The following is a 19,242-nucleotide window of genomic DNA, read 5'->3' as shown; positions in this document are numbered from 1 at the left end:
TTTCCATCCTCCCTAATTATGGTATACAGAGAATATAGCACTCGATGCTTGAAACATATCACCGTTTAATTCCCCGGAAAGCAGGTTGGCTATGAAGCAGGATGTTTTGAAGCGGGTTTTCGATTATATCGAAGATCATCTGAATGAGGAGATCAGCCAACTATACAGAGAAGTCAGGACCTGATGACGAAAGATTCGAGGCCCATCTGTGTGTACCTGTGGTGGAAAAATAGCGGCGATCCGCCGTTTGCATCCTACGAACGGCAACCTTTGTAATCCGGGTTTCCCGTCGTGTCACCGCCACTGGCCTGACGTTGTCTATCGCGTATGTCTTTCCATGAAGTGAGCTGAATCTTTTCGGTTTGCAGTAATCTGTGAATATCCTCATCCATAAATAACAGGTACTCGATCTCCCTTTTCTTCCAGTGTGGAGTAATTGCCCGCATTTCATAAGTATTCAGCGCAGGATGGATGACAACTTCTGTTATCCCTCCTCCCACACCTTTTATAGCTTCCATCATTTTAACCTTAGCAATGTCATAGTCCTCCCCCTGCTCCAAGTGATAGGGAAGATTAATCAAGTCATCAATTAACAAAATCCCTCTTTTCCGCGCCGATTCAATCCTCTCCGTCATTAATTCCCTCGTCTCTAAATCCAGAAATGATTGATTTACTATATTAACAGGCAGCTTAAAAGGCAGCCGGTACTCCTGGCACAGATCAAATACGATCTCCAGAAAATCCCGGCCTCTCGACAATCCCAATAAACTGCCCTCATGACTGTCCAAGTGTGTCGGTTCAATCCCCAGCGTTAGAGCCATCTCGATCTGACTTCGGATTTCAGTTCGGATGGCTTCAGCAGTAGCCCGCTCTTCCACATGAGCTGCATGTTCCCAAAAATATCCCTCTGCAGTAATTAACGACTGTATCCTGGAACTCCTGGTAACCGGGCCCCACTTATAGGCCGGGAGACTCGAAGTAAGCGTAAGATGAATTCCCACATTAACATTGTGATGATTTTTGGCATACTCAGCAGCCTCTTTCGCCCAGGGCCCCGGCATCATAATCATGCTGGAATTGATTGCATCTGCTTGGTACAGGTTCATAATAGCCTCATTCATGGAATGGCACATTCCGAAATCGTCGGCGGTAACGATCAGGAACCGCTCATTAGTGTTGTGAATTTTATTCGGCACTCTTTTTCCCTCCATTGGGTCAGTCTATAAAACAAAACAAAAAAACCTGAAATCCCTTGAGCAACAAGGGATTTCAGGTTTCTTCAAGTATGCGGTAGAGAGGACTCGAACCTCCACGGGTATACACCCACTACCCCCTCAAGATAGCGTGTCTGCCATTCCACCACTACCGCGCGGTGAGTATAACGTTAAAGCATTGTTTGAGGCCAACATTCAATATTATAAATCCATTTCAGCAAAATGTAAAGACACCACTTTAAGAATTTTCGTCATTTTCTTTAAGCCTGCGGTATCGGGCAAACTCGATATATTCCTTAATAAATTCTTGCTCCTTCTGCAGCAATTCCTCACTTTGGCAATTCAGTTGCCGTATTTGGCCAGAAAAATAATCCTCCCCGCCTTCGCGAAGAATCTCCGTTGTAGTTTTGCCCAGAATCAGCCAATCCAGACTCACATGAAAAAAAGCACCGATCTCGATCAGCTTATGTGTTCCGGGCGTCGACTTGCCCCGCTTCCAATCCCCCATGTTGCCGGTACTGATATTCAACTGTTCGCAGAAGGACTTTTTTGTCAGTCCTTTTTGTTTGATCAAATATTCTATCCGCTCGTATATCGACGCCATCAGCAATCCGCCTTCCGCACTATTTAAATATACTTATTTACGTATTTTTTATTGTAAAATGACGTAAAAAAGTATATAATTAACTATTATTATTCCCATTCATTATATCACACGACTGGATAGTCGATAAGAGGTGAAGTGTTTTGAACAGCAAACGTCCTGTTACTCCTTTTGGCTGGGCAATCAAACAGCGGCTGACGGAAATGCACATGGATCAGAAGAAATTCTGCGAGCTGTACGGAATTCCGCCTTATCGCCTATCCAATCTGATTCACGGTACCCGCAGGGCCGAGCGCTACAGGCGCCAAGTCGCAGAGCTCCTTAACCTGCCCCCATCCTAGCTTTCCATCCTGCAATCTATCAAGGAGAGATAACCTTTGCCATTCAGCATATCCACTTCCCTCATCCGTTCCCTTAATGCTCTGCCGCATAATGCACTGGTTATCGACAGCCAGGGGATCATCCTGTTCACCAACGACTCCTGGAAGGAATACAACAACCATTATGGACTCTCCCCGCATGCCGATTGGACTGGCGCTGATGCTCTGGAGTTATTCGAACAATCGATGTCCACCCCTTCCCAGATCACTGCACTTAAGGAGGCGCTGCATCACATCCTTCGCGGCGAGTCTTTAATATCCAGTTCCGAGTTTATTCTACAGACTGCGGCCAAAGGCAGCAAAAGATTCCGTGTAAATGCCTTTCCGCTTATCCATGAGAATCCGGCTGCAAACCAGGCTATCATTCTCTCTCTGCAGGATGTTGGCCCTGTTGTCACAAGTCAGCCTGTTCAGCCTGTCCGAACGATCCAGCCGTTGCGTTTGCACCAGAAGAACCCTCAACCTCTTGTTCCTATCTGCGCCTCCTGCAAATCTATCCGCAACAGCAGCGAGGAGTGGGTGACCATTGAACGTTTCCTGCTGCAGCAGCTGTCTTTGCAATTCACCCATGATATTTGTCCGGATTGCATCCGTGAGCTGTACCCGAAATACGCCGGAGCCTTGAAATGGTGATTTCTCCTGTCCAAGTACCAGAAATCCACAACCTGTGAATGCAAAGAAAAAAGCCCTTGAATATCAAGGACTTTCTCTTCTAAACATCGTATGCGGTAGAGAGGACTCGAACCTCCACGGGTATACACCCACTACCCCCTCAAGATAGCGTGTCTGCCATTCCACCACTACCGCATATATGACCCGTATGGGATTCGAACCCATGTTACCTCCGTGAAAGGGAGGTGTCTTAACCCCTTGACCAACGGGCCATGATTGATAAGTTGTCTTTGTCACAACAAAAATGAGTATATCAAACCCAGGGGGATTTGACAAGAACTTTTCTCAAAAAAATAACGGACATTCACAGCTGCAGCAATCAGCCGTTCATCCCCGCTAAATCTCCGCCTTCCCGCAGAGACCCTCCAACTTATCTATGCCCGTCACACCCCTTGAGCAGCCAGTACCTCCAGCCCATCCGCCGCCTCATATCCCAGACTTTGTGCAACAGCCAAATTGGTCACCTGTCCGGCCACGACATTAAGTCCGCGGGCAAGCGCCGCGTTCTTCACCCCTGCTCCATGAATGCCCAAATTGGCAATTTGCAGGGCATAAGGAATGGTTACATTGGTCAGCGCTAGCGTTGAAGTCCGGGCTACTGCGCCCGGCATGTTGGCCACAGCATAGTGCACAACACCAAACTTTACATAGGTTGGGCGCTCATGAGTAGTCACTCGGTCGATTGTCTCAATCGAACCCCCTTGGTCAATCGCCACATCTACAATTACAGAACCTTCTGCCATTTGCCGCACCATGTACTCTTTTACCAGCTTCGGTGCACGGGCACCCGGTATAAGCACTGCACCGATCAACAGGTCGGCTTTGCGTACAGCTTGTTCAATGTGATAAGAATCAGACATAAGGGTAGCCACTCGCCCGTCAAAAATATCATCCAGCTCACGAAGCCGACTGGCATTTAAATCAAGCACCGTCACGCGTGCCCCCATTCCCAGCGCAATCCTCGCCGCATTTGTGCCGACGATCCCTCCGCCAATGATGACCACTTCACCGGCCTGCACGCCCGGAACTCCGCTAAGCAAGATACCTCTGCCGCCATGCGGCTTCTCCAGCAGCCGGGCGCCAATCTGTACAGCCATCCGTCCTGCTACCTCGCTCATCGGGATAAGCAGCGGCAATGAACCGTCTTCAAGCTGTATCGTCTCGTAGCCGACCGCAGTTACTCCACTCTCCATAAGCGCTTGGGTAAGGCCGGCCTCAGGAGCGAGGTGCAGATACGTGAACAGGATTAGCCCCTTGCGAAAGTAGCCATACTCTTCCGGCAGCGGTTCCTTCACTTTAATGATCATCGCTGCTTTGCTCCAGACCCCGGCCGCAGCGTCCAGCACCTCTGCACCCTTCTCCAGATATTCACTGTCCGTGAATCCGCTGCCCGCGCCTGCCGATTGCTCGACCAACACCTCATGACCTGCTTTGCGGAGCGCCTCCACTCCGGCTGGAGTAATCGCTACACGGTTCTCATTATTTTTGATCTCTTTGGGTACTCCGACAATCATTTATTCTCCTCCTTAATGTTATGCGAAAAGAAAGGCCCAATGTTGAGCCCTTCTCTTCACAGCTAAGGTGATTCGGGGCGCACTGGACACCCCGATGATAAACAAATTTGATTGCGGTTCTTAATCGTTCCTACCCGTTATTGTATGCATTTGAACCTCTTACGGATTTACCTTTGTTTCGAAAGTTTGTGTGCCGTCAACAAATTTCAGAACGACAGCTGCCTTAACAGGGTCATGCGTTTCGTTGAGCGTGATTTTACCGGTAGCCAGCTGCAGATCTTTGGTCGCTGCCAAAGCATCTTTAATCTTGGCAGGATCGGCCTCACCTGCACGGGTAATGGCGTCAGCAACCAGCTTCAGGGAATCAAAACCAAGAGCGGCCATCCCGTCCGGTACTGCGCCCCCGTTGGCAGCTTTGTAGGCATCAACGAAGGATGTAACTTCAGTAGCGGTATCTTCCGGTGAGTAGTGGTTGGACATATAAGTATTGTCCAGAGCCGCTTTGCCGGCGATTTCAGCGAGTTGCGGAGAATCCCAGCCGTCGCCGCCGAGGAAGGGAACTGTAATGCCCATCTCGCGGGCTTGCTTTACGATTTTGCCGACTTCTTCATAGTAGCCCGGCAGATAGATTACATCCGGGTTTTGCTCTTTGATCCGTGTCAGCACGGCTTTGAAGTCGGAGTCTTTTTGCTGATAGGATTCCTGGCTCAGCACCTCTCCGCCTTTTTCCTTAAAGGTTTCTTCAAAGAACTTTTGCAGACCTTTGGAATAGTCACTCGACGTGTCTGTGTAAATTACAGCTGTTTTGGCTTTCAGCGAATCTACAGCAAAGTTAGCCATAACTTCTCCTTGGAAAGGATCGATAAAGGCAGTGCGGAACACCCATTCGTTCACTTTGCCACTGCGCTCATCCACCGTCACTTTAGGGTTGGTGGCACCAACGGATACCAGCGGTATTTTCTTCTCGGTAGCCACCGGGACGATCCCCAGCGTGTTGGTCGAGGTCGAAGCGCCGATGATGGTAACAACCTTATCATTGGTAATCAGTTTTTGCGCGGCTTGCGTGGCTTCCTCGGATTTCGAGGCGTTATCGGCTACGATTAATTCCAGTTTCTTGCCGAGTATGCCGCCTGCGTCATTGATCTGCTGTACCGCCAGCTTCGCGCCTTTGGATACGGAATCGCCGAAAGAGGCCTGGCCGCCCGTGAGCTCAAGGTTCGCGCCGATTTTGATAGTGTCCCCGCCAGAATTACCGCCGCTTGCAGAGTTTCCGCTGTTCTCTGTGTTGTCGTTGCCGCAGCCCGATGCCAATACTGCAATCAGTACTGTTGACAAAATAATGGCCCCGATTTTCTTCATAGTTTCTCCCAGCCTCCCGGATAATAGAATTGTATATATGTTGTTTCTAGATGCTCTTAGTGAGGCTAACCTCTTAGTGCCCGAGATAGGCCATTTTGATTTCTTCGGAATCCGCCAATTCCTTGGCATCCCCCTCAAGAACAACCCTGCCCGTTTCCAGCACGTAGGCGCGGTGGGCGATTTTGAGCGCCTGATGCGCATTTTGCTCCACCAGCAGCACGGTAGTTCCGGCTTCGTTCACATCTTTAATAATCTTGAAAATATCCTGTACCAGCAGTGGTGCAAGCCCCATGGACGGCTCATCCAGCAGCAGCAGCTGGGGATGCCCCATAATGGCCCGCCCCATGGCAAGCATCTGCTGTTCGCCACCGGACAAAGTACCTGCCTGCTGCTTCTTGCGTTCCCGGAGCCTCGGAAAGATGTCGTACACCTTCTCGAAATCAGCCGCCAGACTTCCGGATTCCTGCAGGTAAGCGCCAAGCTCAAGGTTCTCTTCAACAGACATATTGGCGAACACGCGGCGTCCTTCAGGACAATGGATCAGGCCCTGCTTGACGATCGCCTGAACACTCTGGCTGGTTATTGATTTATCCAGAAATTCAATGCTGCCTGTCTTGGGTTTAAGCAGACCTGACAGAGTCTTCAGGAGCGTTGATTTGCCTGCACCATTGGCTCCGATCAGTGTTACAATTTCCCCTTGCTCGACATGGATGCTAAGGTCCTTCAGAGCATGAATGGCTCCATAATAAACATTGATCCCCTGTACTTTAAGCATTGCCATTACGCCTCCTGTCCCAAATACGCTTCGATAACCTTGGGATTATTCCGAATCTCCGCCGGAGTTCCATCAGCAATCAGTATCCCGCGATCCAAGACATAAATCCGGTTGCAGACGCCCATAACAAGCGACATATCATGCTCGATCAACAGAATGGTGAGGTCAAATTCCTCGCGGATCCAGGCGATCAGATTCATTAAGTCCCGCGTCTCGTTCGGGTTCATACCCGCTGCCGGTTCATCCAGCAGCAGCAGCTTCGGCCCGGCCGCCAGCGCCCGTGCAATTTCCAGACGCCGCTGGTTACCATAGCTGAGATTGCTGGCAACCTCTTCACTCTGGTCCGCGAGATTGAATATTTTGAGAATATCCATCGCCTTCCGTGTAATTTCGTCCTCTCCCTTGAAATGCTTCGGCAGCCGCAGCATGGAGGTGAACAAGGAATGTCTGGCATGCTGGTGAAAGGCGATTTTGACATTCTCCAATACTGTCATGGCCGTAAACAGCCGGATATTCTGGAAGGTGCGCGCAGCGCCCTTATGGTTGATCTTGTAGGGCTTCATCCCGCCAATGGACTCATTGTTAAGAAGAATGCTGCCTGTAGAGGGCGGGTATACGCCGGTTAACAGGTTGAACAGCGTCGTTTTGCCGGCACCATTCGGCCCAATCAGACCGATCAGTTCACCTTTGTTAATGTGAAGAGAAACTTCGCTGAGCGCCTTAAGCCCTCCAAAGGAACGGCTGGCCTCTTTAACATCAAGAAGCACTGCTGCCTGTGATGCTGTCATCTGCCTTCACCTCCTTTTTGCCAAGCTTCCCGAATGAAAATTTCGTCGTACCCAGCAGCCCGCTTGGACGGAATATCATCATCAGGATCAGAACGATCGAATAAATAATCATCCGCCATTCCGGGAATTCACGCAGATAGGTGTAGAGCAAGGTAACGAAGACAGCCCCCACAATGGAGCCGGCTGTACTGCCGAGTCCCCCGAGAACAACCATAACGATAATCTCGAACGATTTCAGAAAGTTAAAGCTGCCCGGAGTAATCACGTAGAACGTATGCGCAGACAATCCACCCGCTATACCGGCGAACAATGCACCGATTGTAAAAGCAATAATCTTATAGCGCGTCGTGTTAATCCCCATCGCCTCTGCGGCGATTTCATTCTCGCGGATGGCAAGGCAGGCCCGGCCATGTGTGGATCTTATAAAGTTATTGATCACAACCACTGTAATTAAGGTAAAGAGAAATAGCAGGGTCCAGGTCGTTTTGGCCGGGATGCCGCTGAGCCCGGATGCGCCGCCGACGAATTCCGTGTTCAGCATGATGATCCGGATAATCTCGCCGAACCCCAGTGTGGCGATGGCCAGATAGTCACCATTCAGCCGGAGTGTAGGCATTCCGATCAGGACCCCAAACACGGCAGCGAGCAAACCGCCGGCAATAATCGCCGGAACAAATGGAACGTTATAATCCAGTGTCAGAATCGCCGAAGTATACGCACCTACAGACATAAAGCCTGCATGACCGATGGAGAATTGTCCGGTAATCCCGGTAATGAGGTTAAGCGATACCGCCAGCATGATGTTGACACCGATCAAGAGAAGCATCGACCTTGTAACATCACTGAATATTCCCGTTGTTAGAAGAACTTGAACGACTCCATAAAACGCCAGGGCAACAATAATGCCCATCCAGAACTTTTTGCTTATCATCTTCACGCCGGTTCCCTCCTACACTTTCTCCCGGACATTCTTGCCGAACAGCCCGGATGGTTTAAAGATAAGGATCAGGATCAATACTGCAAAAGCCACTCCATCACGCCAGGAGGAAAATCCGAGCGAAGAAATCTCCGTCTCTACCGTTCCCAGCAGTAAGCCGCCAACAAGCGCCCCGGGAATACTTCCAATGCCTCCAAGCACTGCGGCTACAAAAGCTTTAAGCCCCGGCATAACGCCCATCAGCGGATCGACGGAGTTGTAAGTCATACCGAAAATCACTCCCCCAGCAGCAGCCAGCGCCGAACCGATAGCAAAGGTTGCCGAGATGGTGCGGTCTACGTTGATCCCCATCAAACGGGCCGCCTCCACATCGAACGATACCGCCCGCATCGCTTTACCGGTTTTGGTGTAACGTACGATATATTGCAAGAGAATCATTAGAATTATAGTTGTTAGAAGAATCATGACTTGATTGGATTCCACTTGAATGGATGTGCCGAACAACTGGTACTGTTTCTTGTCCATTATGTCCGGGAAGCCTTTCGCCTGAGGCCCGAGAATAAGCACTCCGGTGTATTCCAGCAGGAACGATACGCCAATGGCCGTAATAAGTGCGGCAATCCGGGTCGATTTGCGCAGCGGCTTGTAGGCGAAGCGTTCAATCGTGATGCCCAGCAGTGCGCTGATGGTCATCGAAATTATAAGCGACAAGATCAACACAAGCACAGGAGGGAGCCCTGCGTTCGCCAAATATTTTGCGCTGTACAGTCCGATAAACGAACCGACCATAAACACATCCCCATGCGCAAAGTTGATCAGCTTAATAATTCCGTACACCATGGTGTAACCAAGGGCGATTAGAGCGTAAATACTGCCTACGGAAATACCGTTAATTAACTGCTGAATGAAGTACTCCATCGCCATCCCCTTCTCTCCATAATAATCAAAATTCCCCTTTCTACGCCTTACATTCTGTTCAATCCCTCAAGATGTCATTTATATTAACATACAGTTATTTCTCCGTCACTAATATATGAGCGGTTTTAATATAAAATTCGAAATTAAACGTTAGGTTTATTGACATTATGTGTGAATTGAATGGAGTGTTTTGTGTATTGTTCGCAATAATCGATGAAAACCGGAGTAAAGCAGAGGATTTTAAAGGTCGATTGTTTTTGTATTTATTCCCTTTTCTGTTACAATGCTTTGTTTTTCTGTAAATAATATAACATTTGTCTCTTTACTGCTTCAATCCTTCAATTTATTAAAGAGGTAACGGGTTGCACTGGTAGTCCGGCTGGAAAAGCATGAGTATACAGCACAAAAAAAGAGCCCCGCTCGGGAGCTCTTACTGTCTGAAAGTATCAATACGGAGAGAGAGGGATTCGAACCCTCGCACCGCTTACGCAGTCTAACCCCTTAGCAGAGGGTCCCCTTATAGCCACTTGGGTATCTCTCCAAGTAAATGGCTCCCCGAACAGGACTCGAACCTGTGACAACTCGATTAACAGTCGAGTGCTCTACCAACTGAGCTATCAGGGAACATTACATGAACAAGGAATAATTTATCATGATTTCGTGATCTAGTCAAGCGGACAAAATCCACTCTGAGATCGTTTACAATCAGCTCATGTATCTGACGGGCCCAACACTATACACGAAGCTTAGATTTAGGCATCGATCTGAATCCATTCTCCATCCAGCGGAAGGGCAACACGGTCCAGCAGCCCCTCCTGCTGCAAGCATGCTTTAAGCAAGTCACGTGTAACCAGACAATGATTAATGGCATCCATATGGACGGCGATGACGGATGTTTCAGGGGCATAATGGCATAAATCAACGACATCCTGATCATTCATTGTAATATGGCCTCCCGTTATGAACCGTGCGCCTCCGGCATTGACAATGACCGCTTCCGGACTATACTCGTCCAAGGCTTGTTTGACCTCCGCGCACCAGATGGTGTCTCCGGTCAAATACAGTACAGGCTCACCTTCAGCCTGAAAGATAAAACCGGATACCTTGCCCATCCACTCTCCGATCTCTCCTGTTCCATGCCGGCCTGCGGTTCGTGTCAGGGTCACCCCCCGGAATGTTAATGCAGCATTGTCTTGTACCACGGTGATATTGCCGAACCCTTGGGCAGCGATTGTATCCTGATCCCCATCCTGGCATAACAGCGGGATCTCATGCGGCAAAAGTGACACCGCCGCCGCATCCCAGTGATCCTGATGGAGATGTGTAACCAGCACAGCATCCGGTGAAAGCCACTGCTGAACCGGCCCCGGCAAAGGAACGAGCGGATTTCTACGGTCATTCTCCGTATTCACAATCGGCGAATTGGCACCCTGTTCGCTGAGCATCGGGTCGATCAGGAAGGTAACACCGCCGTATTCCAGCCATAAGGCCGCATTGCGGATCAATTGAATTTTCATTCTAAACACCTCTTCTTTCCAGCTGTCTTCTGCTACAATTCATTATAAATGGACCTGCGTGCGGAATACATTGTACCGTGAAAGAGATTGGCCTGTTCTATTTTCATCTGGAAAGGAATTTAACTTATGACCCCCTACCTCATCGACGATACGGATTACCGCATCCTTCAATATCTTATAGAAGACTCCACGCTCAGCCACAAGGACATCGGAGAATATGTTCATATGACGGGGCAGGCGGTAGGCGCACGAATCCGCAGAATGCGGGAATTGGAGATTATCGAAGGTTATACCGTCCGCTGGAATCCGCTCAAAATCGGACAGAGCATCCACGCCTTTATCACCGTGTTCTTAAGCTCCAACGCCGCCCATCCGCCCTTTCAAAAGTTCGCCCTAAACCACAGCAGCGTAGTGGAACTGCACCGTGTCAGCGGGGAAGGCTGCTACTGGATGCGCGTGCGTACCGGGGATCAGGCGGAGCTGAATGGTTTTCTCGACGAACTGCTGGATTATGGCAATTATCGGATTAATCTGGGTATGAAACAGCTCAAATAAACCGCAGTATCACCAGATGGACAGCAGAATAGGTGAGCAGCAGAATAGGTGAATAGCAGAAACAGCTGATCGGCAATAACGCCAAACAGCTGTTTTTTGCTGCATATTTTCCGCAAATACCAGCCGCCCTCCGCTGAACATCAATAGAGTGACTCTGTGAAAGGTCTCTACCTCTACCCCTACCTCAATCTGCTGCATTCTATACAATAGATTTGCCTCTCAGCCGTCTGAATCGGCGTTCTGATGTATTCTGTGCAATAGAATTTGGCCAGTGCCCCTGATTTTCGGAGAAGTGACGGATTCTGCTGCACGAAATACAATAGATTGCTATTTGCAGGCCAAAAGTAAGAAATCTGCTGTATCTTTTGCAATAGAAAGCCTTTGGGTTCCCGTTATAACTAGGCTGTTATCCCTGTTCTGAGCTAGCCTCCAGCAGACTACCGGAACATTGACAAAACACCTGCCGCGCAGGATAGTTAACTCATTCACCCGCCGCTTCGGCGACGGAACCCACCCTATTCATTATTGGAGGCCAGCATGAATCATAAAATTGATCCGCCCAAAATCGCCGACCCGCTCTCTCTGCCAGTGCAGCAAGTGTTCTCCCTGGAGTCCAAAGAGGAGTTCAGCCTCTGCGCCATCAGCGATACCTTCATTGAATACCAGGAAGCGTCCAAGGTATCCTTCGATAAAGTACTGTTCAAAAATGTCACGATCACCGAGTCCTCACTCCGTGCTGTCGAGCTGACGGATGTGATCTTTGAAAACTGCGATCTGTCCAACGTCGATTTCAGCGAAGCCTTCATTCACCGGACAGAGTTCAAGCTGTGCAAAATGATCGGAACCGACTTTACCAGAGCAAGATTCCAGAATGTCCGTGTGACGGACTGCATAGGCGACTTCGCCAGCTTCCGGTTAGGAAACTTCAAACAAACGGCCTTCGAGAACAGTTCGCTGAACAGCGCCGACTTCTATCAAGCCAGCTTCAATAAAATGTCGTTCTCAGTCTGCAAAATCGATCAGGCGGTAATGGCAGGCTCCAAATTAAGAGATATCGACTTAAGCGACTGCGAATTCAGCGGCCTGAATGTGGATATTGAAGATCTGCCGGGCTGTATTATTTCCGCAGATCAGGCGGCTTCTTTTGCCGGGCTGCTGGGCCTCGTCATTAAGTAGACTGGCCATTTCCTAGTTCAAGTGCTACCAGCTTCAGCTTGCCGGCACATTTGCCGCAGCGGTAGCGCTTCGGGTCAGCCTTGCGCTTGCGCGGATATTCCATGGCACAGTCGGTGCACACGAGCTTATACCGGTAAGGCTGCGGCTTACGGGCCTTGGCCCCCGGCAGCGCTCCGCAGTAACGGCTTCCGCCGACCTGGGCCAGCAGGCTTTTGAAATCGGCATCCCGGTGCATATATCCCCGCTTCGCCAGATGCAGATGGTAGTGGCAGAGCTCGTGTTTGATGATCTTCTCCGTCTCTTCACGCCCATACATCGCCAGCTGCTGCGGGTTAATCTCTATATTATGGCTTTTGGTAAAATATCGTCCGCCTGTTGTCGTAAGTCTGTTGTTAAAGCTTGCTTTGTGCCGGAATGGCACGCCAAAGCTGCCCAGCGACACCTGCTCGATCCACAGCTGCAGCTCTTCGTTACTCATAGTCGTCATAGCGTTTCTCACAGGTCCTCTCCACAGGAAATAAGATCTCTACTTGAATTGTAACTTGCCCATAGGCTAAACTGTCAAGAAGGAAGACAAGTCCGGAGGGAGAATGACGTATGCCGAAAATGCGGTATGTAATTTTGCAGCAGAAACAGGAATTGCAGTTTGTGGAAATGCCGGAGGAATATGCGTACCAGCTGAGTGCGCTTAATCTCCGCCTCAATAAAGAGATCGACAAGCTGACGGCGGACAATGTGCCGAACCTGCCGCTGGCCATCGCGGAATGTGATTCGCTGGATCTGCTGCGCGAGGGGTATACGCTGGAGTCGGGGCTTGCGTACATCAACCGGCTGGAGAGCGCTTTTTCCTCTATTCAGGAGAATAATTATCCGCTGATCTCGCTGCTGACGGAAATCCGTGCGCTGCAGGCACAGCTGGAACAGTGGTACGAAGAGGAAGAAGAAGGTATTCATTAAATTGTAGCCTTCGCCGCACCTTTGGGCACTCCTTCCCATATGCTGTACATAGGAAGCATGCCAGAGGAGGGGTACACTTGCCACAGTGGCTCTGCCATCAGCTCATGAAGGCTTATTTCAAAAAGGACCGCCGTCAGATCAAGCTGCTGAACGAATGCTGGTTTTTTTACCGCAATTCCGCCGAATCCCGTGATTCTGTACCTAGAGAAGTATAGAGTTATATTGCAATTCAGGTGTGTGTGAAGATCAAAAGCCACGATTACCGTCAGGGTAGCCGTGGCTTTTGGTTTGTGAAGATCCTCAGGCGCTTACATTTGCCGCAAGCTCGCTGCCTCGTCGTCTATGATTTTAGAACATCGGGAAAACGTACCTCACCAGGAAGAACAGGATTCCGAAAATGATAATAATATACGCCGCGTATTTAATAAAGGTGGATGCGACAACGCTGGAATCCGATTTCTTGTGTACCTCCGTGCGTTCTACTTCAACACTTCTGTCCTTATAGTTCGGTTCCATCATCAATCTCTCCTTTCGATTCTTGAGCTTGTATAGCATCCATTAACCCCGGCTTTTCCTGCTTGAAACAAATAGCCGCATCCCCACAAAGCCAGGATATACCCGGTCAGCGGAGATGCGGCTTCATTATTGTATGTTAAATAATCAGTTAAAACTGCGGTGGGAAGGCCAGGAGCCTTGCAGCTTGCGGACCAGCACAATCTGTCCGGTGTGGTAGGAATCATGCAGAATCAGGCTCATCACTTCTTCACCCGGAGCATGACCCGATCCGCCCCAGTCGTAGATGCCTTCTTCCAGCGCCTCAATCACTTCCCGCAGTGAAGCATGGATGGTCTTCAGCTTGGAAACCGCCTGTTCCCACGCTTCTTCCCCGCTAGCTGTTACGGTAAACGTGGCGTCGTTGCTCTCTGCATCCGGCAGCTGCGGCAGACCTTTGAGCTTATTCAGCAAACGTTCCTTGTAATAGGTCAGATGGTTGACTGTCTCCCAGATGGAGTTGCCCGCTTCCCCCGGCTTCCAGCTGGCCTGAATGCTGTCCACACCCTGCAGCGCATCACTTAGCGGCGGCGCCCAATCCTCGACATCCATGGCATAATCCCAGTTTTGCAGCAAAACATCGCTAATCTTATTCTGCATGTTTTACCTCCTCAAAGTATTGTGAGCAATGTAACCACTCAAAGCTCCGATAACCGTTACACAAGAAATGTAGCATATTCAAGCGGAGGATTCAAGTAACTAGCAAACATGTTTTTTAACTGTTACAATCAAGAGAAAGAGAAGGCTGCGGAAGGATGGATGAACCGTGCTGTGGGAGGATTTCATTAACAGCTATTGGCGGGATTGGCGGACAGGCGACCGCAGCAAGGACCGGGACAGGCTGGAGGATCAGGAATGGCTGGAGAAGTGGCTGGAGCAGCAATCGTTGCAGGTAACTTCGCCGCCGGAGCCTGATGAACTGGAGCAATTGAAGCAGCTGCGCGGCCTGTTATGGGGCGAAGTGCAGAAGCTCGTGCAAGGCAATAGCGCAGATCCCAAGCTGCTGGAGCAACTGAATATGTATATGGGCAAAGGGCCAGCGATTAGACAAGTAGTCTGGAAGCCGGACGGCCGGGCGGAGCTCTCTCTTCTGCCGCAACGCAACGACTGGGAACAGGTTATGGCCGAGATTGCCGCTTCTTTTGCTGCTGCCCTGCTGGAGAAGGAAACCTCCCGTTTCCGCATCTGCGACAATCCTGACTGCCTCTGGGTCTACTACGACGATACCCGCAACCGCTCCAAGCGCTACTGCGACGACAAGCTCTGCGGCAATCTGATGAAGGTGCGCCGCTTCCGGGCACGAAAAAAAGCAGAAGACGCCGGGGATCATGTTAAATGATAGGAGGATGGTCACCAGATCGAATCCACTTCAATCATACTTAAGCCAATAATCCCATGATAGAGAATAAAGAAAGTAGCCGCCTGAAAAGGCACACATAAACAAGGTTAAATCTAGCCTAAAAAGTTTGCTGAAGTGACCATGCGTATAGGGGGCTACGCGCTATTTGGGCAAACCATGTTGGAGTATTTGGATTTCGATTTACGCTCTCCGTAGGGAGCGAATAATGCGCGCGTGGTTATCTTCCATCCAAACGTGTTTCAATCAACGTTCCCGCACGGGGAGCGACAGTTCACCCGAAACCCCTTACTACGTAAGGGTTCAAACAGCTAAAAGTGCGAACCACTCAAAATATAGATACTACATCACAAGTATATTCTGCAAAATTTACGAATTACCTTCTAACACCAAGGGTGCGAATCTCCCAGAGATTCCATGTGCGCTTCAGGTTCGCACTTTTCAGACTATCAGAGAAGAATTGATTTAAGAAGAGGACCATGCTAAGACAGGAAATGGATTGTACGAGGGTACAAAACGAAGCCATACAAAAAAACTGACGCTTCATTCTTCAATTTCTATAATTCCTTTTTCTTTTTCGAACTGTTCTATTTGTTGTTCGATTAGATACTCTATCTGCATAGCAATGGACCGCTTGTTTCGGTCTGCGATATATTTGATTTTACTGAAATTTTCATCCTTTAACCGTAAAGTAAACACTCTTTTATCCGTAGCCATATATTTATTACTCCCTAAAAGTGATGTCATTATTGTATCATTGTGAAATTCGCACTCATACATTCACATTGACACCTAAGTGATGTCACTATATAATTAGATATATACATTCCATTTCATTTTTTTGTCGGAGGAACAATCATGGCTGATATAGAGCACGCTTTTAATCAATTTCTATCCATACGTATGGACTACATCGATAAGTCAATTTTGTCTCAGTCCGATGAATATAAGCACCTAATTGGTGATTGCAACCGGATTTTTTTAGATTTACTAACCAAGTTGCCTGAAGATTGTAAAGATACTCTTCAAAATTATGATACAGCCACCACCCTCCTTCAAGGGATTGCAGAAGTATTAATGTACAAACAAGGATTACATGATGGCATTAGTCTTAATCGACTTTCAGCCGATACCTAGTTTTATAGAGTGTTATTTTCTTTTTCAAGATACCACAGTACATAATATCAATCCTGCATGGGGAGATACACTCCTCCTAATAATTCATATAAAAGCACTCAGTTTTTCAGTTTTTTTGTCTAACCCTTATCTTTGTCCTTATCTTTCTCCTTACCTTATCCTTACCATTTCCTCGTCCTAATGCTCTTCCTTCACTCTGTCCTGCTCCAGCTCCGCCTCAATTTCCTGATCGCTGACATAATCATCGCCGGCTGTAAGGCCAAGCTTCTCCTTGATTTTCTGCATGTCGTCATGAATTTCTTTCGTTCTGACGTGTATGCTGAGCAAGAATCCAAACCCTACTGCAAACAATACCAGTATCCCGTAGGGGCCCAAAAAAATGGTTAATACCACAGCAGCCAAAATCGCGAGTATCGTTCCAACTATCATCATGTTCAGCTATCCCCTTCAGGTTCATTTCGGCTCTGCCTGTTTTCCGCTTCAACCTCCCGTTCAATCATATTTATTCACCCTGAACCTTGTTTATTTATGGGAATTTTAACATTGGTTTCTCAACCTCAGCAATGCAGATTTTCCTATTCTCAAAAAACACCAGCTATTGCGTCAATAATCAAATGAGCCGCCCTTCACTTGCAAGGGCGGCTCATTTATTTGCAATATTACGACTCTTGAACCACCGTCTCCGGTTGCTCCTCTAGCTTCAGCTTCTCCACCTGAATCGTGGTCGAGAAAAAGGTGGCACCGCGGCCCATGTCGCTGAGCCGGTCCGGTGTCAGAACATTGACCCGCTGCGGGCCGTTTTCCCCTTCCCACCAGAGGCCTTGGCTGATCGCCGTGCCGGGCAGCATTTTGTCGGTCACAACGGCCTTCAGCACGATTTCGCCCCGGCCGTTATAGACCTTCACTCTGTCACCGTCACGGATGGAGCGGGCTTCGGCATCCAGCGGGTGGATCTGGAGCATCGGCCCCTTCTCCATCCGCTGATGTTTCTCCACATTGGCAAAGGTGCCGTTCAGGAAATTGTGGTTCGGCGGCGAGATGAAGTTCAGCGGGTACGCATCGTTTGCACGGGGACGGCGTACACCGTCATATCCTTCCTTCAGCGGTTCGTAAACAGGCAGGGGCGAGAGGCCCTCTGCCTTAAGTGTGGAAGAATACAGCTCGATTTTGCCTGATGGCGTCGGCAGCTTATCCAGAAAGTTCTCCCGCGCTGTCAGATCCAGCTTCACATGGCGCTCGGCCTGCAGCCGCTCCAGCGTGACACCGTTCAGGTACGGATTAGCCGGATTGTCCAGCGCTTCGCGGATCATTTCGTCCTCGCTCTGACTAAAGGCCTCCTCGTCAAACCCCATCGCCCGGCCCAGCAGCGAAAACAGCTCAAAGTTGCTTTTGCACTCTCCCGGTGCCTCAAGAACTGGCTCCTGGAGCTGCATATAGTGATGCCAGTAGGAGGCATACAGATCGGTATTCTCGAACGAAGCTGTTGACGGCAGCACGATATCGGCGTACTTCGCGGTGTCGGTCATGAACAGCTCATGCACCACGGTGAACAGATCCTCCCGCTGCATGCCGGCGCGCACCCGGTCCGCTTCCGGCGCCACTACCACAGGGTTGCTGCAGAACACAAACAACGCCTTCACCGGCTGCTCGGTCATCTCCAGCGCCTGGGCCAGCCGGTTCATGTTGATGCTCCGCGCCCGCGGATTAGGGCGCAGCTTCGGCCGTTCCAGCGCCCGGGCATTAAGCGCGTTATAAGCGCCGTTATACTTCAGCGCGCCGCCGCCTTTCTTCAGCCATTGGCCGGTCAAGGCGGGCAGGCAGCTGATGCTGCGCACGTTCATCCCGCCGTTGTCATGATGCTGCAGGCCGTTGCCGATGCGGATGTAAGACACATTGGCTTCGCCGTACATCCGTGCAAGCTGCTCCAGGTCGTCCACAGGGACGCCGGTAATATCCGAGACAGTCTGCGGAGGATACAGCTGCGCCTGCTGGCGCAGTTCCTCATGCCCAAACGTATAACGGGCCAGAAAATCTTCATCCACCAGCTTGTCACGGAACAGGATGTGCATAATCCCCAGCGCCAGCGCACTGTCCGTTCCCGGATGGAGCTGGATAAACCAGTCGCCCCACTGGGCCGTGCGATTGCGGTGAACATCAATAACAATGACCTTCGCCCCGCGCTTGCGCGCTTGTTCCGCCAGCACCACCTGATGCATATTCGTACTGACGATGTTGGCTCCCCAGATAATAATCAGGTCGGCGTTCACCGTATCCTCCGGATTTAACCCGCCCTTGAAGCCCATCGTATGTTTCCAGCCTTCATTTCCGGCGGATGCACATATGGTCAGCTCCAACCGGCTCGCGCCAAGCGCATTAAAGAAACGGCGGTTCATCCCCTCCACACTGAGGAAGCCCATATTGCCGTAAAAGTTATAAGGAAGGATGCTCTCGGAGCCGAACTCTTCACTCACCGAGCGAAGCTTCCGGGCAATTTCGGCAATGGCCTCATCCCAGCTGATCGGTACAAAAGCACCTTCCCCTTTAGGGCCAACCCGCTTCAGCGGCTGTGTCAGCCGGTCCGGATGCTGCGTCCATTCGCTTGCATGCCGCACCTTATTGCAAATCGCTCCTTTGGTCACCGGATGCTCCGGGTTGCCCTCTACCTTGACAAGTTTTCCGTCCTTTTTGTGCAGCAGCAGCCCGCAGGTATCCGGACAATCAAGCGGGCATACCGCGGGAAAGACTCCATCCTGTATGTTCTTCATGTCAGCTCTCTCCCATCGCTTATAGCAAACGTTAAGATCATAGCTTAATCATACACTAGGGCTCC

Annotated in this window: 23 protein-coding genes and 5 tRNA genes; 8 read left to right on the top strand and 20 right to left on the bottom strand. The window is 49.8% G+C overall.

Going from position 1 to position 19,242, the window contains the following annotated elements; all coding sequences use genetic code 11:
- Positions 1-254: 254 nt before the first annotated feature.
- The 3 genes from NSS79_RS06520 to NSS79_RS06510 form a co-directional block, all read right to left on the bottom strand.
- Complete coding sequence (locus tag NSS79_RS06520; RefSeq protein ID WP_342438728.1) at positions 255-1,196, bottom strand: polysaccharide deacetylase family protein; 942 nt, start codon at positions 1,194-1,196, stop codon at positions 255-257.
- A 90-nt stretch (positions 1,197-1,286) separates the two neighbouring features.
- Positions 1,287-1,369: transfer RNA gene (locus NSS79_RS06515), tRNA-Leu, on the bottom strand.
- An 83-nt stretch (positions 1,370-1,452) separates the two neighbouring features.
- Positions 1,453-1,818 carry a helix-turn-helix transcriptional regulator gene (locus NSS79_RS06510; protein WP_038587018.1) on the bottom strand — a complete coding sequence of 122 codons (366 nt, stop codon included), beginning with the start codon at positions 1,816-1,818 and terminating at the stop codon, positions 1,453-1,455.
- Between the two features lie 143 nt (positions 1,819-1,961).
- Between NSS79_RS06510 and NSS79_RS06505 the strand changes: the two genes are divergently transcribed.
- Positions 1,962-2,159 carry a transcriptional regulator gene (locus NSS79_RS06505; RefSeq protein ID WP_038587016.1) on the top strand — a complete coding sequence of 66 codons (198 nt, stop codon included), beginning with the start codon at positions 1,962-1,964 and terminating at the stop codon, positions 2,157-2,159.
- A gap of 36 nt (positions 2,160-2,195) precedes the next feature.
- Positions 2,196-2,831 (top strand): PAS domain-containing protein, encoded by a 636-nt coding sequence (locus NSS79_RS06500; protein WP_342438727.1) that lies wholly within the window; start codon positions 2,196-2,198, stop codon positions 2,829-2,831.
- A gap of 91 nt (positions 2,832-2,922) precedes the next feature.
- Here the strand turns inward: NSS79_RS06500 and NSS79_RS06495 are convergent.
- From NSS79_RS06495 to NSS79_RS06445, 11 genes are all read right to left on the bottom strand, one after another.
- Positions 2,923-3,005 (bottom strand) — tRNA-Leu (locus NSS79_RS06495).
- Positions 3,006-3,010: 5 nt separating this feature from the next.
- Positions 3,011-3,082 (bottom strand) — tRNA-Glu (locus NSS79_RS06490).
- 171 nt (positions 3,083-3,253) lie between these two features.
- On the bottom strand, positions 3,254-4,384 hold the full coding sequence (gene ald / locus NSS79_RS06485) for an alanine dehydrogenase (RefSeq protein ID WP_342438726.1): 1,131 nt from the start codon (positions 4,382-4,384) through the stop codon (positions 3,254-3,256).
- A 159-nt stretch (positions 4,385-4,543) separates the two neighbouring features.
- Positions 4,544-5,743: an ABC transporter substrate-binding protein gene (locus tag NSS79_RS06480; protein ID WP_342438725.1), complete on the bottom strand. Its 1,200-nt coding sequence runs from the start codon at positions 5,741-5,743 to the stop codon at positions 4,544-4,546.
- A 73-nt stretch (positions 5,744-5,816) separates the two neighbouring features.
- Positions 5,817-6,518: an ABC transporter ATP-binding protein gene (locus NSS79_RS06475; protein ID WP_038598786.1), complete on the bottom strand. Its 702-nt coding sequence runs from the start codon at positions 6,516-6,518 to the stop codon at positions 5,817-5,819.
- A 5-nt stretch (positions 6,519-6,523) separates the two neighbouring features.
- Positions 6,524-7,306, bottom strand: coding sequence for an ABC transporter ATP-binding protein (locus NSS79_RS06470; protein ID WP_038587007.1), 783 nt, complete (start codon positions 7,304-7,306; stop codon positions 6,524-6,526).
- The gene (locus tag NSS79_RS06465) at positions 7,275-8,237 is read right to left on the bottom strand and encodes a branched-chain amino acid ABC transporter permease (RefSeq protein WP_341119839.1); all 963 of its coding nucleotides are present in this window, start codon (positions 8,235-8,237) and stop codon (positions 7,275-7,277) included. The genes NSS79_RS06470 and NSS79_RS06465 overlap by 32 nt, the downstream gene beginning before the upstream one ends.
- Positions 8,238-8,255: 18 nt before the next feature.
- Positions 8,256-9,161: a branched-chain amino acid ABC transporter permease gene (locus NSS79_RS06460; RefSeq protein ID WP_076111272.1), complete on the bottom strand. Its 906-nt coding sequence runs from the start codon at positions 9,159-9,161 to the stop codon at positions 8,256-8,258.
- Positions 9,162-9,613: 452 nt separating this feature from the next.
- Positions 9,614-9,702 (bottom strand) — tRNA-Ser (locus tag NSS79_RS06455).
- A gap of 7 nt (positions 9,703-9,709) precedes the next feature.
- Positions 9,710-9,785, bottom strand: a tRNA-Asn gene (locus tag NSS79_RS06450).
- Between the two features lie 128 nt (positions 9,786-9,913).
- Entirely contained in the window at positions 9,914-10,678 is a 765-nt protein-coding gene (locus NSS79_RS06445; RefSeq protein ID WP_342438724.1) for an MBL fold metallo-hydrolase, read from the bottom strand.
- 126 nt (positions 10,679-10,804) lie between these two features.
- Between NSS79_RS06445 and NSS79_RS06440 the strand changes: the two genes are divergently transcribed.
- Both NSS79_RS06440 and NSS79_RS06435 read left to right on the top strand, forming a co-directional pair.
- A complete protein-coding gene (locus NSS79_RS06440; protein WP_341119602.1) occupies positions 10,805-11,233 on the top strand; it encodes an Lrp/AsnC family transcriptional regulator in 429 nt (142 codons plus the stop codon).
- A 537-nt stretch (positions 11,234-11,770) separates the two neighbouring features.
- On the top strand, positions 11,771-12,409 hold the full coding sequence (locus tag NSS79_RS06435) for a pentapeptide repeat-containing protein (protein ID WP_076111219.1): 639 nt from the start codon (positions 11,771-11,773) through the stop codon (positions 12,407-12,409).
- Here the strand turns inward: NSS79_RS06435 and NSS79_RS06430 are convergent.
- Positions 12,402-12,887: a SprT family protein gene (locus NSS79_RS06430; RefSeq protein WP_197073705.1), complete on the bottom strand. Its 486-nt coding sequence runs from the start codon at positions 12,885-12,887 to the stop codon at positions 12,402-12,404. The genes NSS79_RS06435 and NSS79_RS06430 overlap by 8 nt on opposite strands.
- A 119-nt stretch (positions 12,888-13,006) precedes the next feature.
- Here NSS79_RS06430 and NSS79_RS06425 point away from each other — a divergent pair, with 119 nt between their 5' ends.
- Together NSS79_RS06425 and cmpA are read left to right on the top strand one after the other, a co-directional pair.
- A complete protein-coding gene (locus NSS79_RS06425) occupies positions 13,007-13,366 on the top strand; it encodes a hypothetical protein (protein WP_038586996.1) in 360 nt (119 codons plus the stop codon).
- A gap of 77 nt (positions 13,367-13,443) precedes the next feature.
- Positions 13,444-13,581: a cortex morphogenetic protein CmpA gene (gene cmpA, locus NSS79_RS06420; RefSeq protein ID WP_144024341.1), complete on the top strand. Its 138-nt coding sequence runs from the start codon at positions 13,444-13,446 to the stop codon at positions 13,579-13,581.
- A gap of 133 nt (positions 13,582-13,714) precedes the next feature.
- On the opposite strand, the gene NSS79_RS06415 is transcribed toward cmpA, so the two are convergent.
- Positions 13,715-13,885, bottom strand: coding sequence for a hypothetical protein (locus tag NSS79_RS06415; RefSeq protein WP_342438723.1), 171 nt, complete (start codon positions 13,883-13,885; stop codon positions 13,715-13,717).
- Positions 13,886-14,026: 141 nt separating this feature from the next.
- A complete protein-coding gene (locus NSS79_RS06410; RefSeq protein ID WP_342438722.1) occupies positions 14,027-14,518 on the bottom strand; it encodes a DinB family protein in 492 nt (163 codons plus the stop codon).
- 166 nt (positions 14,519-14,684) lie between these two features.
- Between NSS79_RS06410 and NSS79_RS06405 the strand changes: the two genes are divergently transcribed.
- Positions 14,685-15,257: a CGNR zinc finger domain-containing protein gene (locus NSS79_RS06405; RefSeq protein ID WP_342438721.1), complete on the top strand. Its 573-nt coding sequence runs from the start codon at positions 14,685-14,687 to the stop codon at positions 15,255-15,257.
- 561 nt (positions 15,258-15,818) lie between these two features.
- Here the strand turns inward: NSS79_RS06405 and NSS79_RS06400 are convergent.
- Entirely contained in the window at positions 15,819-15,992 is a 174-nt protein-coding gene (locus NSS79_RS06400; RefSeq protein WP_038598778.1) for a hypothetical protein, read from the bottom strand.
- A 141-nt stretch (positions 15,993-16,133) separates the two neighbouring features.
- Here NSS79_RS06400 and NSS79_RS06395 point away from each other — a divergent pair, with 141 nt between their 5' ends.
- Complete coding sequence (locus tag NSS79_RS06395; RefSeq protein ID WP_038586987.1) at positions 16,134-16,412, top strand: hypothetical protein; 279 nt, start codon at positions 16,134-16,136, stop codon at positions 16,410-16,412.
- Positions 16,413-16,589: 177 nt separating this feature from the next.
- Here NSS79_RS06395 and NSS79_RS06390 read toward each other — a convergent pair whose 3' ends face one another.
- Complete coding sequence (locus NSS79_RS06390; protein ID WP_342438720.1) at positions 16,590-16,844, bottom strand: hypothetical protein; 255 nt, start codon at positions 16,842-16,844, stop codon at positions 16,590-16,592.
- A 227-nt stretch (positions 16,845-17,071) separates the two neighbouring features.
- Entirely contained in the window at positions 17,072-19,177 is a 2,106-nt protein-coding gene (locus NSS79_RS06385) for a molybdopterin oxidoreductase family protein (protein WP_342438719.1), read from the bottom strand.
- Positions 19,178-19,242: the final 65 nt, after the last annotated feature.

This window comes from Paenibacillus sp. FSL L8-0436 (assembly GCF_038593025.1).
GTDB lineage: Bacteria > Bacillota > Bacilli > Paenibacillales > Paenibacillaceae > Paenibacillus_AQ.
The sequence above is the reverse complement of the archived record's forward strand: the minus strand, read 5'-3'. Positions and strand labels throughout refer to the sequence as shown.

Excerpts from the sequence above, each read along its gene's own strand:
- NSS79_RS06510 (WP_038587018.1), bottom strand. The coding sequence starts at position 1,818 with ATGGCGTCGATATACGAGCGGATAGAATATTTGATCAAACAAAAAGGA.
- ald (WP_342438726.1), bottom strand. The coding sequence starts at position 4,384 with ATGATTGTCGGAGTACCCAAAGAGATCAAAAATAATGAGAACCGTGTA.
- NSS79_RS06480 (WP_342438725.1), bottom strand. The coding sequence starts at position 5,743 with ATGAAGAAAATCGGGGCCATTATTTTGTCAACAGTACTGATTGCAGTA.
- NSS79_RS06475 (WP_038598786.1), bottom strand. The coding sequence starts at position 6,518 with ATGCTTAAAGTACAGGGGATCAATGTTTATTATGGAGCCATTCATGCT.
- NSS79_RS06470 (WP_038587007.1), bottom strand. The coding sequence starts at position 7,306 with ATGACAGCATCACAGGCAGCAGTGCTTCTTGATGTTAAAGAGGCCAGC.
- NSS79_RS06465 (WP_341119839.1), bottom strand. The coding sequence starts at position 8,237 with ATGATAAGCAAAAAGTTCTGGATGGGCATTATTGTTGCCCTGGCGTTT.
- NSS79_RS06460 (WP_076111272.1), bottom strand. The coding sequence starts at position 9,161 with ATGGAGTACTTCATTCAGCAGTTAATTAACGGTATTTCCGTAGGCAGT.
- NSS79_RS06445 (WP_342438724.1), bottom strand. The coding sequence starts at position 10,678 with ATGAAAATTCAATTGATCCGCAATGCGGCCTTATGGCTGGAATACGGC.
- NSS79_RS06440 (WP_341119602.1), top strand. The coding sequence starts at position 10,805 with ATGACCCCCTACCTCATCGACGATACGGATTACCGCATCCTTCAATAT.
- NSS79_RS06435 (WP_076111219.1), top strand. The coding sequence starts at position 11,771 with ATGAATCATAAAATTGATCCGCCCAAAATCGCCGACCCGCTCTCTCTG.
- NSS79_RS06430 (WP_197073705.1), bottom strand. The coding sequence starts at position 12,887 with ATGAGTAACGAAGAGCTGCAGCTGTGGATCGAGCAGGTGTCGCTGGGC.
- NSS79_RS06425 (WP_038586996.1), top strand. The coding sequence starts at position 13,007 with ATGCCGAAAATGCGGTATGTAATTTTGCAGCAGAAACAGGAATTGCAG.
- NSS79_RS06415 (WP_342438723.1), bottom strand. The coding sequence starts at position 13,885 with ATGATGGAACCGAACTATAAGGACAGAAGTGTTGAAGTAGAACGCACG.
- NSS79_RS06410 (WP_342438722.1), bottom strand. The coding sequence starts at position 14,518 with ATGCAGAATAAGATTAGCGATGTTTTGCTGCAAAACTGGGATTATGCC.
- NSS79_RS06400 (WP_038598778.1), bottom strand. The coding sequence starts at position 15,992 with ATGGCTACGGATAAAAGAGTGTTTACTTTACGGTTAAAGGATGAAAAT.
- NSS79_RS06395 (WP_038586987.1), top strand. The coding sequence starts at position 16,134 with ATGGCTGATATAGAGCACGCTTTTAATCAATTTCTATCCATACGTATG.
- NSS79_RS06390 (WP_342438720.1), bottom strand. The coding sequence starts at position 16,844 with ATGATGATAGTTGGAACGATACTCGCGATTTTGGCTGCTGTGGTATTA.
- NSS79_RS06385 (WP_342438719.1), bottom strand. The coding sequence starts at position 19,177 with ATGAAGAACATACAGGATGGAGTCTTTCCCGCGGTATGCCCGCTTGAT.